15 protein-coding genes are annotated in these 16,828 nt (G+C 40.9%); all 15 read left to right on the forward strand.

The genetic code is table 11. The features are described 5' to 3' along the window. The first annotated feature begins 2 nt into the window (after window positions 1-2). Window positions 3-1,826: a translation elongation factor 4 gene (gene lepA / locus KX728_RS04180; protein ID WP_215804727.1), complete on the forward strand. Its 1,824-nt coding sequence runs from the start codon at window positions 3-5 to the stop codon at window positions 1,824-1,826. Window positions 1,827-1,970: 144 nt separating this feature from the next. Next, window positions 1,971-2,594, forward strand: coding sequence for a hypothetical protein (locus KX728_RS04185; RefSeq protein WP_215804726.1), 624 nt, complete (start codon window positions 1,971-1,973; stop codon window positions 2,592-2,594). Window positions 2,595-2,675: 81 nt separating this feature from the next. Continuing rightward, complete coding sequence (gene dprA / locus KX728_RS04190) at window positions 2,676-3,524, forward strand: DNA-processing protein DprA (RefSeq protein WP_215804725.1); 849 nt, start codon at window positions 2,676-2,678, stop codon at window positions 3,522-3,524. 117 nt (window positions 3,525-3,641) lie between these two features. After that, window positions 3,642-5,729, forward strand: a complete 2,088-nt coding sequence (gene topA, locus KX728_RS04195) for a type I DNA topoisomerase (protein ID WP_215804724.1) — start codon at window positions 3,642-3,644, stop codon at window positions 5,727-5,729. Window positions 5,730-5,835: 106 nt separating this feature from the next. Continuing rightward, a complete protein-coding gene (locus KX728_RS04200; RefSeq protein ID WP_215804723.1) occupies window positions 5,836-6,195 on the forward strand; it encodes a YbaN family protein in 360 nt (119 codons plus the stop codon). A gap of 93 nt (window positions 6,196-6,288) precedes the next feature. Next, complete coding sequence (locus KX728_RS04205) at window positions 6,289-6,921, forward strand: copper homeostasis protein CutC (protein WP_215804722.1); 633 nt, start codon at window positions 6,289-6,291, stop codon at window positions 6,919-6,921. A 43-nt stretch (window positions 6,922-6,964) separates the two neighbouring features. After that, window positions 6,965-7,621, forward strand: coding sequence for an MmcQ/YjbR family DNA-binding protein (locus KX728_RS04210; protein ID WP_215804721.1), 657 nt, complete (start codon window positions 6,965-6,967; stop codon window positions 7,619-7,621). 314 nt (window positions 7,622-7,935) lie between these two features. Continuing rightward, window positions 7,936-9,498 carry a 2-isopropylmalate synthase gene (locus tag KX728_RS04215; protein WP_215804720.1) on the forward strand — a complete coding sequence of 521 codons (1,563 nt, stop codon included), beginning with the start codon at window positions 7,936-7,938 and terminating at the stop codon, window positions 9,496-9,498. An 11-nt stretch (window positions 9,499-9,509) separates the two neighbouring features. Next, a complete protein-coding gene (leuB, locus tag KX728_RS04220) occupies window positions 9,510-10,547 on the forward strand; it encodes a 3-isopropylmalate dehydrogenase (protein WP_125413124.1) in 1,038 nt (345 codons plus the stop codon). Continuing rightward, window positions 10,544-10,813, forward strand: coding sequence for a DUF1294 domain-containing protein (locus KX728_RS04225; protein WP_125413123.1), 270 nt, complete (start codon window positions 10,544-10,546; stop codon window positions 10,811-10,813). The genes leuB and KX728_RS04225 overlap by 4 nt, the downstream gene beginning before the upstream one ends. A gap of 3 nt (window positions 10,814-10,816) precedes the next feature. Further along, window positions 10,817-12,199 (forward strand): 3-isopropylmalate dehydratase large subunit, encoded by a 1,383-nt coding sequence (leuC, locus tag KX728_RS04230; protein ID WP_125413122.1) that lies wholly within the window; start codon window positions 10,817-10,819, stop codon window positions 12,197-12,199. A 9-nt stretch (window positions 12,200-12,208) separates the two neighbouring features. After that, the gene (gene leuD, locus KX728_RS04235; protein ID WP_125413121.1) at window positions 12,209-12,802 is read left to right on the forward strand and encodes a 3-isopropylmalate dehydratase small subunit; all 594 of its coding nucleotides are present in this window, start codon (window positions 12,209-12,211) and stop codon (window positions 12,800-12,802) included. Between the two features lie 29 nt (window positions 12,803-12,831). Then, window positions 12,832-13,611, forward strand: a complete 780-nt coding sequence (locus tag KX728_RS04240) for an L-threonylcarbamoyladenylate synthase (RefSeq protein WP_125413120.1) — start codon at window positions 12,832-12,834, stop codon at window positions 13,609-13,611. 164 nt (window positions 13,612-13,775) lie between these two features. After that, window positions 13,776-15,404, forward strand: coding sequence for an AAA family ATPase (locus tag KX728_RS04245; RefSeq protein ID WP_215804719.1), 1,629 nt, complete (start codon window positions 13,776-13,778; stop codon window positions 15,402-15,404). After that, the gene (locus KX728_RS04250) at window positions 15,391-16,707 is read left to right on the forward strand and encodes an McrC family protein (protein ID WP_215804965.1); all 1,317 of its coding nucleotides are present in this window, start codon (window positions 15,391-15,393) and stop codon (window positions 16,705-16,707) included. Before KX728_RS04245 ends, KX728_RS04250 begins: the two co-directional genes overlap by 14 nt. Window positions 16,708-16,828: the final 121 nt, after the last annotated feature.

The raw sequence follows: 16,828 nt of genomic DNA on the forward strand, positions 1-16,828 counted from the left end.
TCATGAACTTAGAAGAATTGAAGAAACGACAGGAGAAGATTCGAAACTTCTCTATTATCGCCCATATTGACCACGGGAAATCAACGCTGGCAGACCGCATTTTGGAAAAGACGGAGACCGTTTCTAGTCGTGAAATGCAAGCCCAGCTTCTGGATAGTATGGATCTTGAGCGTGAACGTGGGATTACCATTAAACTTAATGCCATTGAGCTGAATTACACTGCAAAAGATGGCGAGACCTATATTTTCCACTTGATTGACACACCAGGGCATGTGGACTTTACCTATGAAGTGTCGCGTTCGCTAGCGGCCTGTGAAGGAGCGATTTTGGTGGTTGATGCGGCCCAAGGGATTGAGGCTCAAACACTTGCCAACGTTTATCTAGCCTTGGACAATGATTTGGAAATTCTGCCAGTCATTAACAAAATTGACCTACCAGCAGCTGATCCAGAGCGTGTACGTACAGAGATTGAGGATGTCATCGGACTGGATGCCAGCGAAGCGGTCTTAGCTTCAGCCAAAGCTGGTATTGGTATTGAAGAAATTCTTGAGCAGATTGTTGAAAAAGTGCCAGCTCCAACTGGTGATGTTTCAGCTCCATTAAAAGCTTTGATTTTCGATTCCGTTTACGATGCTTATCGTGGGGTTATCCTCCAAGTGCGTGTTATGGACGGAGTGGTTAAACCTGGCGATAAGATTCAGCTCATGAGCAATGATAAGACCTTTGATGTGACGGAAGTTGGTATTTTCACACCGAAAGCAGTAGGGCGAGATTTTCTTGCAACTGGTGACGTTGGTTATATTGCGGCTTCTATCAAGACAGTTCAAGATACGCGCGTGGGTGATACAGTTACTCTAGCAAGTAATCCTGCAGCAGAACCGCTAGATGGCTACAAGCAGATGAATCCTATGGTCTTTGCTGGTCTCTATCCAATTGAGTCAAATAAGTACAATGACCTTCGTGAAGCCCTAGAAAAATTGCAGCTCAACGATGCCAGCTTGCAGTTTGAACCAGAAACATCTCAGGCCCTTGGATTTGGTTTCCGTTGTGGATTCCTTGGGCTTCTCCATATGGATGTTATTCAAGAGCGTTTAGAGCGCGAGTTCAATATTGACCTCATCATGACAGCTCCGTCTGTTATCTATAAGGTTAACCAAACTGATGGTGAATCTATGGATGTGTCTAACCCCTCTGAATTTCCAGATCCAACTAAGATTGCGACCATTGAAGAACCGTATGTCAAGGCGCAAATCATGGTACCGCAGGAGTTTGTCGGAGCAGTTATGGAACTAGCTCAGCGCAAGCGTGGGGATTTTGTGACCATGGACTATATTGATGATAATCGTGTCAATGTTATCTATCAAATTCCGCTTGCTGAAATTGTCTTTGACTTCTTTGATAAGCTCAAGTCTTCAACGCGTGGTTATGCAAGTTTTGACTACGAATTGTCAGAGTACCGCCCATCTAAGCTGGTCAAAATGGATATCCTTCTCAATGGTGATAAGGTGGATGCCCTCAGCTTTATCGTTCACAAGGACTTTGCCTACGAACGTGGGAAACTCATCGTGGATAAGCTCAAGAAAATCATCCCTCGTCAACAATTTGAGGTGCCGATCCAAGCAGCTATTGGGCACAAAATCGTGGCTCGTACAGATATCAAGGCCCTTCGTAAGAACGTACTTGCCAAATGTTATGGTGGTGACGTTTCTCGTAAACGCAAACTGCTTGAAAAACAAAAAGCTGGTAAGAAACGCATGAAAGCCATCGGATCAGTAGAAGTCCCACAAGAAGCCTTCCTTAGCGTCTTGAGCATGGATGAAGAATAGAATTATAAAATAAAACTCTTGAAGATTTTTCAAGAGTTTTTGCTTTAAATGTGAGCTATAAAATCGTAAACTAACTGAATCGATTAGGTTAGAATTTGACAGAAGTCCTTATTTTTCTTATAATGCAGATGGAAAGGTGGTAGGATGAAAAGATTATTAATTTTAGGTACTGTAGTTACTATTAGTGTTTTTTTAGCTTCATGCTCTAATAAATCGCAAACAGCAACCGAAGAAAGTTCGACTGCGGTTGTTAGTTCTTCTAGCAGTCAGGAAACGAGTAGCTCTAGCTCTGCTGTTTCTGAAGCGAAAAAGGAAGAGACGCAAATCATCGGCTCGAATGAATATGGTTTTGTCAAGGTACCCAAATCATGGGTTCGATTCCATGAAGTAGAAGGTGGAAATGATATACAGTATAGTGATGGAACAGATATCAACATTGTTACGCTGAATACCTTCAAGGCTGAGCAGTTTAATATCAGCGAAGAAGAATATGCTAAACTGGATGTTGTGACTGTCTCATCTAGTATTTTAACTTCCAAAGAACAAAGCTCTGATTTCAGTAAGGTTTGGGGCTCCAAATCGACCATTGGAGGCTATGAAGCCTATGTTGTCAATGCAATTGCTAAGTCAGGGAAATACCTCGTTACCTGGGTTTTCCGATCAAATGATGGTAAAATCCGCTATGTTTCACTTGAAGGGGATGGGGAAACTTTAAAAACAATCTTACCGATGGTTGAAAGTAGCTGGTCAACTACTAAATCTGAATAAATGAAAAAAAGAAGATCCTTGGTCTTCTTTTTATGATTTTTACGAATAGATAGATGAGTAGCAAAAGAAATGGAGTTGTATATGAAAATCACAAATTATGAGATTTACAAATTAAGAAAAGCAGGTTTGACCAATCAACAGATTTTAACTGTCCTTGAATATGACGAAACTGTGGAGCAGGAACTTTTGTTAGGAGATATTGCTGAAATCTCTGGTTGTCGCAATCCTGCTGTCTTTATGGAACGCTATTTCCAGATTGATGATGCGCAGTTGGAGAAGGAGTTTCAAAAATTTCCATCCTTCTCGATTCTAGACGACTGTTATCCTTGGGATCTGAGTGAGATTTATGACCCTCCAGCTCTTTTGTTTTACAAAGGGAATCTGGACTTATTGAAATTTCCCAAGGTTGCTCTTGTAGGGAGCCGTTCTTGTTCGAGCCAAGGTGCTAAGTCAATCCAGAAAATTATCCAAGGTTTAGAAAACGAGTTAATCGTGGTTAGTGGTTTAGCCAAAGGGATTGATACGGCTGCCCATATGGCTGCACTCCAGAATGGAGGAAGAACAATTGCTGTCATTGGAACAGGATTGGATGTTTTCTATCCCCGAGCCAATAAACGTTTGCAGGAACACATTGGCAATCACCATTTGGTACTTAGCGAGTATGGACCTGGTGAAGAACCCTTGAAATTTCACTTTCCAGCTCGTAATCGCATCATTGCTGGCCTTTGCCGTGGTGTGATTGTAGCAGAAGCAAGGATGCGTTCTGGTAGTCTTATCACCTGTGAGCGAGCTATGGAGGAAGGGCGTGATGTTTTTGCCATTCCAGGAAACATTTTAGATGGCCATTCAGATGGCTGTCACCACCTGATCCAAGAGGGAGCAAAGCTGATTAGCAGTGGTCAAGATGTGTTGGCTGAGTTTGAATTTTAAGGAGAAATCTGTTCACACAGATAAACTTTTCTTCTATATATAGGAGTTAAGTCTTGACAGCTATAGAAAAATGGTTTACACTTTATAAAGTTTATTACTTTGAAAAGGTGTGATAGTGTGGCTACGGCAACAAAGAAGAAAAAATCAACAGTTAAAAAAAATTTAGTCATCGTGGAGTCGCCTGCTAAAGCGAAAACGATTGAGAAATATCTAGGCAGAAATTACAAGGTTTTAGCCAGTGTCGGACATATCCGTGATTTGAAAAAATCCAGTATGTCAGTCGACATTGAAAATAACTATGAACCACAGTATATCAATATCCGAGGCAAAGGCCCTCTCATCAATGATCTGAAAAAAGAAGCTAAAAAGGCCAATAAAGTCTTTCTGGCGAGTGACCCGGACCGTGAAGGAGAAGCAATTTCCTGGCATTTGGCTCACATTCTCAACTTGGATGAGAATGATGCCAACCGTGTAGTCTTTAATGAAATCACCAAAGACGCAGTAAAAAATGCCTTTAAAGAACCTCGTAAGATTGATATGGACTTGGTCGACGCCCAACAAGCTCGTCGAGTCTTAGACCGCTTGGTAGGGTATTCGATTTCGCCAATTTTGTGGAAAAAGGTCAAGAAGGGCTTATCAGCAGGACGCGTGCAGTCAGTTGCCCTTAAGCTCATCATTGACCGTGAAAATGAAATCAATGCCTTCCAACCGGAAGAATACTGGACAATTGATGGTGTCTTTAAGAAGGGAACCAAGCAATTTCAGGCTTCTTTCTATGGTATGAATGGCAAAAAGATGAAATTGACCACCAATGAAGAGGTCAAAGAAGTCTTGTCCCATTTGACTAGCAAAGATTTCACAGTAGACCAGGTAGATAAGAAAGAACGCAAACGTAATGCGCCCCTACCTTATACGACTTCAACCATGCAGATGGATGCTGCTAACAAAATCAATTTCCGTACTCGAAAGACTATGATGGTAGCCCAACAGCTCTATGAAGGGATCAATATCGGATCGGGCGTGCAAGGTTTGATTACCTATATGCGTACAGACTCGACTCGTATTAGTCCAGTAGCTCAGAATGAAGCGGCAAGCTATATTAACGACCGCTTTGGTAGCAAGTATTCCAAGCATGGTAGCAAGGTCAAGAATGCCTCAGGTGCTCAAGATGCCCACGAAGCCATTCGCCCATCTAGTGTCTTTAATACACCTGAAAGCATCGCTAAGTACTTGGACAAAGACCAGCTCAAGCTCTATACTCTTATCTGGAACCGTTTTGTGGCTAGCCAGATGGCGGGAGCTATCTTTGATACCATGGCTGTCAAACTCTCTCAAAATGGAGTCCAATTCGCGGCAAATGGAAGCCAAGTTAAGTTTGATGGTTATCTTGCTATCTACAATGACTCTGACAAAAACAAGATGTTGCCAGATATGGCAGTTGGGGATATGGTCAAACAGGTTAATAGCAAGCCAGAACAACATTTCACTCAACCGCCAGCTCGCTATTCGGAAGCGACTCTTATCAAGACCTTGGAAGAAAATGGAGTTGGACGTCCGTCAACCTATGCTCCGACCATTGAAACCATCCAAAAACGTTACTACGTTCGTCTGGCAGCTAAACGTTTTGAACCGACAGAACTGGGAGAAATTGTCAATAAACTCATCGTTGAATATTTCCCAGATATCGTAAACGTGACCTTCACAGCTGAGATGGAAGGAAAACTGGATGATGTCGAGGTTGGAAAAGAGCAGTGGCAACGTGTTATTGACGGATTTTATAAACCATTCTCCAAAGAAGTAGCAAAGGCTGAATCCGAAATGGAAAAAATCCAGATCAAGGATGAGCCAGCTGGATTTGACTGTGAAGTTTGTGGTAGTCCGATGGTGATTAAGCTAGGACGTTTTGGTAAATTCTATGCTTGTAGTAATTTCCCAGACTGCCGTCACACACAAGCGATTGTCAAAGAGATTGGAGTCGAGTGTCCAAGCTGTCATCAAGGACAAATCATCGAACGAAAAACCAAGCGCAATCGTATCTTCTATGGTTGCAATCGTTACCCAGAATGTGAGTTTACTTCCTGGGACAAACCAATTGGCCGTGACTGTCCAAAATGCGGACACTTCCTTGTGGAGAAAAAAGTCCGTGGTGGAGGCAAGCAGGTTGTATGTAGTAATAGCGACTACGAAGAAGAGAAAATTAAATAAAATGCAGAGTCCTGAAATTGAATTTCAGGCTCTTTTTACTTGAAGCTTGACAAATTTCCCCCTTGTGTGCGAAACTAGAGGAAGAGTAATTTATCTAGGAGAAATCATGCGTATCATTTATCTCTGTATTGGCTTTATTTCACTGGCTTTAGCTGTTATTGGAGTTGTCTTACCACTTTTACCAACAACACCCTTTCTTTTGTTAGCTATCGCTTGCTTTTCAAAATCTTCTAAGCGTTTTGAAGTCTGGCTTTATCATACAAAGCTTTATCAGACTTATGTAGCGGACTTTCGGGAAACCAAGTCAATCGCGCGAGAACGAAAGAAAAAAATCATCGTATCTATCTATATCTTGATGGGGATTTCTATTTATTTTGCCCCTCTTTTGCCAGTCAAAATCGGCCTGGGAGCCCTGACTATCTTTATCACCTACTATCTCTTTAAAGTCATTCCTGACAAAGAATAGATAAAAATAGTAGTTATTTGCCTTGATAAAAATGAAAGCATATTTAAAATAATATGATATAATAAATTCAAAGAAAACATCAAGGAGAATCAAATGATTTACGAATTTTGCGCTGAAAATGTGACCTTGCTTGAAAAAGCGATGCAGGCTGGAGCTCGTCGAATCGAACTTTGTGATAATCTAGCTGTAGGAGGAACAACGCCAAGTTATGGAGTGACCAAGGCAGCGGTTGAATTGGCAGCTAATTATGATAGCACCATCATGACTATGATTCGTCCCCGTGGTGGCGACTTTGTCTATACTGATCTTGAAATAGCGATCATGCTAGAAGACATTCGTTTGACTGCACAGGCTGGAAGTCAAGGGGTTGTATTTGGGACATTAACTGCTGATAAAAAGTTAGATAAGCCTAATCTTGAGAAGCTGATTGCCGCATCTAAAGGAATGGAAATTGTCTTTCACATGGCCTTTGATGAATTGAGTGATGAAGACCAGTTAGAAGCCATTGACTGGCTCAGCCAAGCTGGTGTCACTCGTATCTTAACTCGTGCTGGTGTGTCTGGAGACTCGCTAGAGAAACGTTTCGCTCATTATCACAGAATTTTGGAACATGCTAAAGGTAAAATTGAAATTCTACCAGGTGGGGGGATTGACTTGGATAACCGTCAAACCTTTATCGACCAGCTGGCTGTGACACAATTGCATGGAACTAAGGTTGTCTTTTAAAAAATAGAAAGGAACTGCTAGCTTTTGGTAGCAGTTTTCACTTATGTTTGAAATTTTTAAATCCTATCAGTTTAATAAAGAAAAAGCTCATGCCTATGGTTTTGTAGAAAATGGAGAAGTCTGGACCTATAGTTGCCAGATTTTGCAGGGTGACTTTTACATGACAGTCTCTATCACTCCTGATAATGTGAGATTTCATGTCTTTGACCAGGAAACTGGTGATCTCTATCCTCAAGTACATATGGAAAGTATGCGGGGAAGTTTTGTCGGAAGTGTCCGTGAGGCTTGTTTGGAGACTCTCTACCAGATTCGGAAGGCTTGCTTTGATGTACAGGATTTTATCTGCCCTCAGACTAAGCGTATCATGGCTCAAGTTCAGGAAAAGTATGGTAATCAGTTGGAGTATCTGTGGGAAAAGTCTCCTGATACAGCTGTATTGCGCCATGAAGGCAATCAAAAGTGGTATGCTGTTGTGATGAGAATCCCATGGGATAAGCTGGAAAAGGGAAGAGAAGGGCTAGTCGAAGCAGTCAACCTCAAACACGACCAAGTAGCTGACCTGCTTTCACAAAAGGGTATTTATCCAGCCTTTCATATGAATAAACGCTACTGGCTTAGTCTGGCACTTGATGATAGTTTGCAAGATGAAGAAGTGATAGAACTCATCGAAAAAAGTTGGAACTTGACTGTGAAAAAATAAGAAAATTCGATTGAGTTTTCAAATACTTTCAATTAGCAAAATATTCTTTACTGAAGAAATTTTCAGAAAATAATGGATTTTTTCTTGACAAGTGTTTTTAGCTATGCTAAAATACTAAACAAGATATCAAACGAAGGAGAAAGTCAAACATGAAAACAGCTAAGTTTAATCAATTTGCTTTGTTGTTGAGGTACTCGGGCTAGTGCAAAAGCATTAGTCCTGTTTGGCTTACCAAGCGGGAGTAAATCAACATCTCGCTTGGGCTTCTGAGCGAGATGTTTTTTTAAAACCACATTTGGAAAAGGGGAAATCTTATGCGTAAAGTTGAATTTTTTGATACAAGCCTTCGTGATGGGGAACAAACACCTGGTGTTAACTTTTCAATAAAGGAAAAAGTTTCCATTGCAAGACAGCTGGAGAAATGGGGAATTTCTGTAATTGAAGCTGGTTTTCCGGCTGCTAGTCCAGATTCATTTATAGCTGTTCAAGAAATTGCTAAAGCCATGAAAAAAACAGCAGTGACAGGATTAGCTCGTTCTGTAAAATCTGATATTGATGCTTGTTATGAGGCTCTTAAGGATGCCAAGTATCCTCAAATTCATGTCTTTATTGCTACTAGTCCGATTCACCGCAAGTATAAGCTCAATAAGAGCAAGGAAGAGATTTTAGAAGCTATCAAGGAACATGTTTCTTATGCACGTTCTAAGTTTGAAATCGTCGAATTCTCTCCTGAAGATGCGACTAGAACAGAGTTGGATTTCCTCTTACAAGTCGTTCAAACAGCGGTCGATGCAGGTGCATCTTATATCAACATCCCTGACACAGTTGGCTTTACGACTCCAGAAGAGTTTGCACTTATCTTTGATTACTTGACTGAAAATATTAAATCAGATCATAAAGTTGTCTTTGGTGTCCACTGTCACGATGATCTCGGTATGGCAACTGCAAATACTTTGACAGCAATTAAACACGGTGCTGGACGTGTCCAGGGAACTATTAATGGTATTGGTGAACGCGCAGGTAATGTTGCTCTTGAAGAAGTAGCTGTTGCTTTGAAGATTCGTGAGGATTTCTTTCAAGCAACTAGTGATATTGTTTTGGATGAAACAATGAATACGTCTGAAATGGTTTCTCGCTTCTCAGGTATTCCAGTTCCTAAAAATAAGGCTGTCGTTGGTGGCAATGCCTTCTCTCATGAATCGGGCATTCACCAAGATGGAGTCCTTAAAAATCCTCTCACTTATGAGATTATCACACCTGAATTGGTTGGTGTCAAGAGTAATAGCCTTCCGCTTGGAAAATTGTCAGGTCGCCATGCCTTTGTCGAGAAACTAAGAGAACTGGCCCTAGATTTTACAGAAGAGGATATCAAGCCACTCTTTGCTAAGTTCAAGGCTCTGGCTGATAAGAAACAAGAAATCACAGATGCAGATATTCGAGCTCTGGTAGCTGGAACCATGGTTGAAAATCCAGAAGGCTTCCATTTTGATGATTTACAACTTCAAACTCATGCAGATAATGACATTGAAGCGCTTGTTACCCTAGCCAATATGGATGGTGAGAAAGTCGAATTTAATGCAACAGGGCAAGGCTCTGTTGAAGCGGTCTTTAACGCTATCGATAAGTTCTTTAACCAATCTGTCCGCTTGGTGTCCTACACTATTGACGCGGTAACAGATGGAATCGATGCCCAAGCTCGTGTCTTGGTCACTGTTGAAAACAGAGATACAGAAACCATCTTTAACGCAGCAGGTCTTGATTTCGATGTATTGAAGGCTTCCGCTATTGCCTATATCAATGCCAATACTTTTGTTCAAAAAGAGAATGCAGGTGAGATGGGGCATAGCGTTTCCTACCGAGACATGCCTAGTGTGTAAAGGAGAAGGCTATGACAAAGAAAATAGTAGCTCTAGCAGGGGATGGAATCGGTCCAGAAATCATGGAAGCTGGTTTAGCGGTTCTGGAAGCTCTAGCTTCAAAAACAGGATTTGACTATGAGATAGAAAGACGCCCCTTTGGAGGTGCGGGTATTGATGCTGTGGGGCATCCCTTACCTGATGAAACCCTCAAGGCATCTAGAGAAGCAGATGCTATTCTCCTAGCGGCTATCGGTAGTCCCCAGTATGATGGGGCAGCGATTCGGCCTGAACAAGGCTTGCTGGCTCTCCGTAAGGAACTCAATCTCTATGCCAATATTCGGCCTGTTAAGATTTTTGACAGTCTCAAGCATTTGTCACCTCTCAAACCGGAACGAATTGCTGGGGTAGACTTTTTCGTGGTACGTGAGTTGACAGGGGGGATTTACTTTGGAGATCATATCCTTGAAGAGCGCAAAGCGCGTGATATCAACGACTACAGTTATGAGGAAGTGGAGCGGATCCTTCGTAAAGCCTTTGAAATCGCAAGCAATCGCAGAAAAATCGTTACTAGTATCGATAAGCAAAACGTTCTAGCGACATCAAAACTCTGGCGGAGAGTAGCTGAGGAGGTTGCCAAGGATTTCCCAGATGTGACCTTGGAACACCAGTTGGTGGACTCAGCTGCTATGCTTATGATTACCAATCCTGCTAAATTTGATGTTATTGTAACGGAAAATCTTTTCGGAGATATTCTATCAGATGAATCAAGCGTTCTATCTGGCACACTTGGAGTCATGCCATCTGCTAGTCACTCTGAAAATGGCCCAAGTCTCTATGAGCCCATTCACGGTTCGGCACCTGATATTGCAGGTCAAGGAATTGCCAATCCTATTTCCATGATTTTGTCAGTTGCCATGATGTTGAGAGATAGCTTTGGACGTTATGAGGATGCGGAGCGTATCGAACATGCAGTGGAAGCCAGTTTGGCAGTAGGAATTTTAACGAGAGATATTGGAGGGCAGGCTTCGACCAAGGAAATGACGGAAGCTATTATTGCAAGGTTATGAAGTTAGATGAAAAAATTACTCTAGTCCTTTTGGTTTGGAATGTCATGGTTTTCTCGATTTATGGCATTGACAAATCCAAGGCAAGGAGAGGTGCTTGGCGCATCCCAGAGAAAATTCTCTTGACTATAGCACTTGTCTGTGGTGGATTTGGTGCTTGTTTAGCAGGAATCGCCTTTCACCACAAGACTAGAAAATGGTATTTTAAAACAGTTTGGTTTCTTGGGATGGTAACCACACTAGTAGCCTTATATTTTATTTGGAGGTAATGGATGGCAGGAAAATCGATTTTTGATAAATTATGGGAACGCCATGTCATCACAGGAGAAGAGGGGCAACCCCAACTCATGTATGTAGATCAGCACTATATTCACGAGGTGACCAGTCCCCAAGCCTTTCAAGGATTACGAGACGCAGGTCGCAGATTGAGACGACCAGACTTGACATTTGGAACCTTTGACCACAATGTCCCGACTGTCAATATCTATGATATTCGAGATGTCATTTCCAAGGCTCAAATTGATAAGCTTGCTGAAAATGTTGAGGAGTTTGGGATTGAACACGCAGCCCACGGTTCTGAAAAGCAGGGAATTGTTCATATGGTAGGTCCAGAAACAGGACGGACCCAACCAGGAAAATTCATCGTCTGTGGAGACAGCCATACGGCTACTCACGGAGCTTTCGGAGCTATCGCCTTTGGGATTGGGACCAGTGAGGTCGAGCATGTCTTCGCTACCCAGACCCTCTGGCAAGTTAAACCCAAGAAAATGTTGGTAGAATTCACTGGTGTTGCTCAAAAAGGAGTTTATTCCAAGGATTACATTCTCGCCTTGATTGCCAAGTATGGCGTTGCTTGTGGTGTAGGCTATGTGGTGGAATATCGTGGGCAAGCGATTGATGCTCTGACCATGGAAGAGCGAATGACCATCTGCAATATGTCCATCGAGTTTGGTTCTAAGATGGGGATCATGAATCCGGATCAGACCACCTATGATTATCTCAAAGGACGAGAATGTGTTCCAGAGGATTTCGAAGAGGCTGTGGCGGATTGGAAAACAATTGTCAGTGATGATGATGCTGTTTACGATAAGGTTATCCAGATGGATGTCTCAGACTTGGCTCCCATGGTGACCTGGGGGACCAATCCTGCTATGGGCGTTGACTTTGACAGTAGTTTTCCAGAAATTAAGGATATGAATGATGAACGAGCTTATCATTACATGGACTTGGAACCTGGTCAAAAGCCAGCGGACATTGAACTAGGTTATATCTTTATCGGGTCTTGTACTAATGCTCGTCTCAGCGATTTGCAATTGGCTGCTCGATTTGTCAAAGGGAAGAAAATAGCTCCTAACTTAACGGCTATCGTGGTTCCAGGCTCTCGTCCTGTGAAACGAGCTGCTGAGAAGTTGGGATTGGACAAGGTTTTCCTAGACGCTGGCTTTGAGTGGAGAGACCCAGGTTGCTCTATGTGCTTAGGGATGAATCCGGACAAGGTGCCTGATGGTGTTCACTGCGCCTCAACTAGTAACCGTAACTTTGAAGACAGACAAGGATTTGGTGCTAAGACCCATCTCTGCAGTCCAGCCATGGCAGCTGCGGCAGCTATAGCAGGGCGTTTCGTAGATGTTCGGCAGATGCCAGAAGCCCAGTAAGGAGAGGATATGGAGAAATTTACAGTTTATACGGGAACGACCGTTCCTCTCATGAATGATAACATCGACACCGATCAAATACTCCCCAAGCAGTTTCTCAAGTTAATCGATAAGAAAGGCTTTGGTAAGTACCTTATGTATGCTTGGCGTTATCTGGACGATAACTACACAGAGGATCCAAACTTTGTCTTTAACCGACCTGAATACCGAAAAGCCAGTATCCTCATTTCAGGGGATAATTTTGGGGCAGGTTCTTCAAGGGAACACGCAGCTTGGGCTCTAGCCGACTATGGTTTTAAGGTCGTGATTGCAGGTTCTTTTGGGGATATTCATTACAATAATGAACTCAATAATGGCATGTTGCCTATTGTTCAGCCCAGAGAGGTTAGAGAGAAACTAGCCCAGCTCAAACCAACTGACCAGGTAACTGTGGACTTGGAACAACAAAAAATCATCTCACCAGTTGGAGAATTCACTTTCGAAATCGATAGTGAATGGAAACACAAGCTCTTAAACGGTTTAGATGATATCGGTATTACTTTGCAGTATGAAGACTTGATTGCTGCTTATGAAAAACAACGACCAGCCTACTGGCAGGATTAGAATAAATATAGAAAAGGAACTATAGAACTATGACAAAACACATTCAATGGAACGGAACACTTTCACAAGAAGGATATGACATTTTAAAAGGTGAGGGCGGATGTATCGTTTGCCCCACAAAAGTTGGTTACATTATCATGACGAGCGATAAGGCAGGACTTGAACGCAAATTTGAAGCTAAAGAACGTAACCGTAACAAACCAGGTGTTGTACTTTGTGGTAGCATGGATGAGCTTCGCGCTTTAGCACAACTCAATCCAGAAATTGAAGCCTTCTACCAAAAACATTGGGACGAAGACATTCTTCTCGGTTGTATCCTTCCTTGGAAACCAGAAGCCTTTGAGAAACTCGAAGCTTATGGGGATGGTCGTGAAGAACTCATGACAGACGTTCGTGGTACTAGCTGTTTTGTCATCAAATTTGGTAAAGCTGGTGAACAGTTGGCTGCTAAACTTTGGGAAGAAGGCAAGATGGTCTACGCCTCATCAGCCAACCCATCTGGAAAAGGAAACCGTGGTAAGGTAGAAGGAATCGGAGAACGTATCGAAGGAGCAGTGGACCTTGTCATCGAAGCAGATGACTACGTTGCTTCAATCCAACCAGACAAAACGATTGAAACTCGCTACGAGCAAGGTGTGATGGTTTCTATGGTCGATAAGGACGGAAAACTCATCCCAGAACAAGGAGGAGCACGTTCAATCTCACCAGCACCAGTCGTTATCCGTAAAGGGCTTGACATTGATAAAATCATGATTCATTTGTCAGATACCTTTAACTCATGGGATTATCGTCAAGGGGAGTATTATTAGGATAAAAAAGAAGTCTAGTGTTAAGAGACATTGAAGCTCCTAACACTGGGCTTTTTTTTTAGAATTTCTTTTCTTTTTTAAATAGATATGATATTCTATATATGAAATAGGGTTTTGAAATATTAAATACTAACTAGCCTATAATATGAAAATGGAGCTACAAAATGGAAGAAAAATTAAATTATTGGATGATAGTTGCAGGAGGAGGTGGAAAAGTTTGGTCTTTATTCAAAGAAGAGAATATAGCTTGTATAGATTTCGATTCTAGTTTATCTAATATTTTAGATTACAATAATCCTGAAGAATTGAAGCAAGGAAAGCGGAGCAATTTATTTATTTGGAAGTTTGCACATGACATAAAAATAAATGATTATATAATAGCTACCTCAGGATTTAACAAAATTTTAGGTATTGGACAATGTGTGAAAACATATTACTTTGATGAAACAAAAACAGAGTTTAAACATTGTATTGGTGTTAATTGGTTGAAAGTAGATGGTGGATGGGAATACCAAGGTAAAAAAGGTACAAGACAAACCATCAACTGGGATAGAAATTCAGAACGTATCAATTTATATAAATCTATTATAAATGGTACATACAGAAAAAATATAGAGAAAGTTGTTATGGATAAAAATATTAACGATTATTTAGATAAATTAAAAAAATCCAAAAACCTCATCCTCCGTGGTGCACCTGGCACAGGAAAAACTTATCTTGCTAAAGAAATTGCTAAAGAATTAACGGATGGTAACGAAGACCAAATCGGATTTGTACAATTTCACCCATCCTATGATTATACGGATTTTGTGGAGGGTTTAAGACCGGTATCAAATGGGGATGGAGCTATTGAGTTTAAATTACAGGATGGTATTTTTAAGAAGTTCTGTCAGAGAGCGAAAGAAGCTCAGAAAACTGGAGGACAAGATAATTTTGAGGAAGCGTGGGGTAAGCTAACGGATGCTATCAATGAAAAACAAGGACAATACTTCTTCCCTCGTAGTTCTGTTCCAGCTAGTTTAAATAGTCAAGGGAATGTGAAGTTTGATTCTCCTGTTGCTACCAAAGAAAAAGTGTATCTTTTGTACAAGGGTGAAGATACTAATTTAAAGTACGAAACTTATCAAAACATTGTTTTGGATCACATGAAAGAAAGTTATGGATTATGTGATTATGTATCTCCAACGATTGACACAGACAAGAAATTCGTCTTCATCATCGATGAAATCAACCGTGGGGAGATTTCTAAGATTTTTGGTGAACTCTTTTTCTCTATCGACCCTGGCTATCGTGGTGAAAAGGGAAGTGTTTCTACCCAGTATGCTAATTTACATGAGACTGATGATAAATTTTATATCCCTGAAAATGTCTACATCATCGGAACAATGAATGATATTGACCGTTCAGTAGATACCTTTGATTTTGCTATGCGTCGTCGTTTCCGTTTTGTTGAAGTTACTGCTGAAAGTCAGTTATACATTCTAGATAACGAACTAGATGGACATGAGGAGGAAGCGAAAAAACGTCTAAGAAACTTGAATGCTGCTATCGAAAACGTTCAAGAGCTAAATAGTCATTATCATATCGGACCAAGTTATTTCCTTAAGTTGAAGGATGTGGATTTTGACTATGAGTTACTCTGGTCTGATTATATTAAACCGCTCCTAGAAGACTACTTGCGTGGTTCTTATGAAGAAGATGAAACTCTGCAAACATTGAAAAAAGCATTTGATCTGACAAATAACGAGCAAACAGTTCGGCAAGAGACTGGTGATGATGATGCGGATAACTGATAATCAGCATAGAATTGCTAAAGAAGACTTTGTCGCTGAATATCCCAAACTAAGTCAAGCTCTTCTTGATAGAACACTGGATAAGCTTTCTAGAGAGGACCGTATCTTTATATTTCCAAATGACCTGCAATATTCTCCTGACTTAGATAAGGACCAAAAGATTTTTGAAACAGTCAATCAGAAAATCAAGACTGGAAATGTGATTGGTTTTCTGGGGTGTGGTCAGGAAAGATTAACGATTTCCTCTCGTTTTTCTAATGAAAGTAACGATCATTTTTTACATTATCTTTTACAAAAGGTTCTCAATATCAATCTGACTAGTTTAGACATCGGTCTATCTCAAGAGGATAAACTCTATCAGCTTTTGATTTACCTCTTTCCCAAATATCTGCATGCAGCTCTCCGAAAAGGTCTTTATAAGGAATACCAGCTATTTTTCCATAACGATAGTCATGTGAAGGGAGTGATAGATGTAGGAAATCATCTTAAGAGGAATGTTCCTTTTATAGGAAATATCGCCTACACAACGAGAGAGTTTACCTATGATAATCCCCTCATGCAGTTGATCTGTCACACTACTGAATACATTAAGAATCAGAAAAGCATTGGGCAAGAGATCCTTGATAATCTCTTAACTAGTCGTGAAAATGTGGCAGAAATCGTGCGAGTAACCCCATCTTATAAACTAGCTGATCGTGCTAAGATTATCAGAATGAATAAAATCAAACCCATCCGACACGCCTACTTCAGAGAGTACAGAAAGTTACAGGAGCTTTGCCTGATGATCCTAAATAGAGAGAAGCATGGGTTAGGATATCAAGAGCAAAAAATCCATGGTATTCTCTTTGATGTTGCCTGGCTTTGGGAAGAGTATGTCTACACCTTGTTGCCAAAATATTTTGTACATCCCAGAAATAAGGATAAGACGGATGGAATTTCAGTATTTTCTGTTGGGAAACGAAAAGTATATCCAGATTTTTATGACAGAGAACGAAAGACTGTTCTAGATGCAAAATATAAAAAACTGGAGTTCACTGAAAAAGGAATTAACCGCGAGGACTTGTTCCAGCTGATTTCCTATTCTTATATTTTAGAAGCTGAGAAAGCTGGACTGATTTTTCCTAGTATGGAGCAGTCAGTAAATAGTGAAATAGGAAAACTAGCTGGCTATGGAGCTCAATTGAAGAAGTGGTCTATCCAAATCCCTCAGAATGCCTCATCCTATAGTGCATTTTGTAAAATGATGGAAAATTCAGAAGAAAATTTTAAAGCGATTATTGATGAAGAAGTGGGGAGAAAGTAATCTCTTCGCTTTTTTTGCTATTTATATAAGTAATTCCCGAACGATATAATTTGATTGTTAAAAATATTTGACAAAAACTGTACCTTTGTTTATAATTAATTAAGGAAACGTCGGAAAAGAC

It is taken from the genome of Streptococcus oralis (assembly GCF_019334565.1).
GTDB classification, from domain to species: Bacteria; Bacillota; Bacilli; order Lactobacillales; family Streptococcaceae; genus Streptococcus; species Streptococcus oralis_CR.

Coding starts and splice junctions, on each gene's coding strand:
- KX728_RS04215 (WP_215804720.1), top strand. CDS start 7,936: ATGCGTAAAGTTGAATTTTTTGATACAAGCCTTCGTGATGGGGAACAA.
- lepA (WP_215804727.1), top strand. CDS start 3: ATGAACTTAGAAGAATTGAAGAAACGACAGGAGAAGATTCGAAACTTC.
- KX728_RS04185 (WP_215804726.1), top strand. CDS start 1,971: ATGAAAAGATTATTAATTTTAGGTACTGTAGTTACTATTAGTGTTTTT.
- KX728_RS04205 (WP_215804722.1), top strand. CDS start 6,289: ATGATTTACGAATTTTGCGCTGAAAATGTGACCTTGCTTGAAAAAGCG.
- leuD (WP_125413121.1), top strand. CDS start 12,209: ATGGAGAAATTTACAGTTTATACGGGAACGACCGTTCCTCTCATGAAT.
- KX728_RS04225 (WP_125413123.1), top strand. CDS start 10,544: ATGAAGTTAGATGAAAAAATTACTCTAGTCCTTTTGGTTTGGAATGTC.
- KX728_RS04245 (WP_215804719.1), top strand. CDS start 13,776: ATGGAAGAAAAATTAAATTATTGGATGATAGTTGCAGGAGGAGGTGGA.
- KX728_RS04200 (WP_215804723.1), top strand. CDS start 5,836: ATGCGTATCATTTATCTCTGTATTGGCTTTATTTCACTGGCTTTAGCT.
- leuB (WP_125413124.1), top strand. CDS start 9,510: ATGACAAAGAAAATAGTAGCTCTAGCAGGGGATGGAATCGGTCCAGAA.
- dprA (WP_215804725.1), top strand. CDS start 2,676: ATGAAAATCACAAATTATGAGATTTACAAATTAAGAAAAGCAGGTTTG.
- KX728_RS04240 (WP_125413120.1), top strand. CDS start 12,832: ATGACAAAACACATTCAATGGAACGGAACACTTTCACAAGAAGGATAT.
- leuC (WP_125413122.1), top strand. CDS start 10,817: ATGGCAGGAAAATCGATTTTTGATAAATTATGGGAACGCCATGTCATC.
- KX728_RS04250 (WP_215804965.1), top strand. CDS start 15,391: ATGCGGATAACTGATAATCAGCATAGAATTGCTAAAGAAGACTTTGTC.
- KX728_RS04210 (WP_215804721.1), top strand. CDS start 6,965: ATGTTTGAAATTTTTAAATCCTATCAGTTTAATAAAGAAAAAGCTCAT.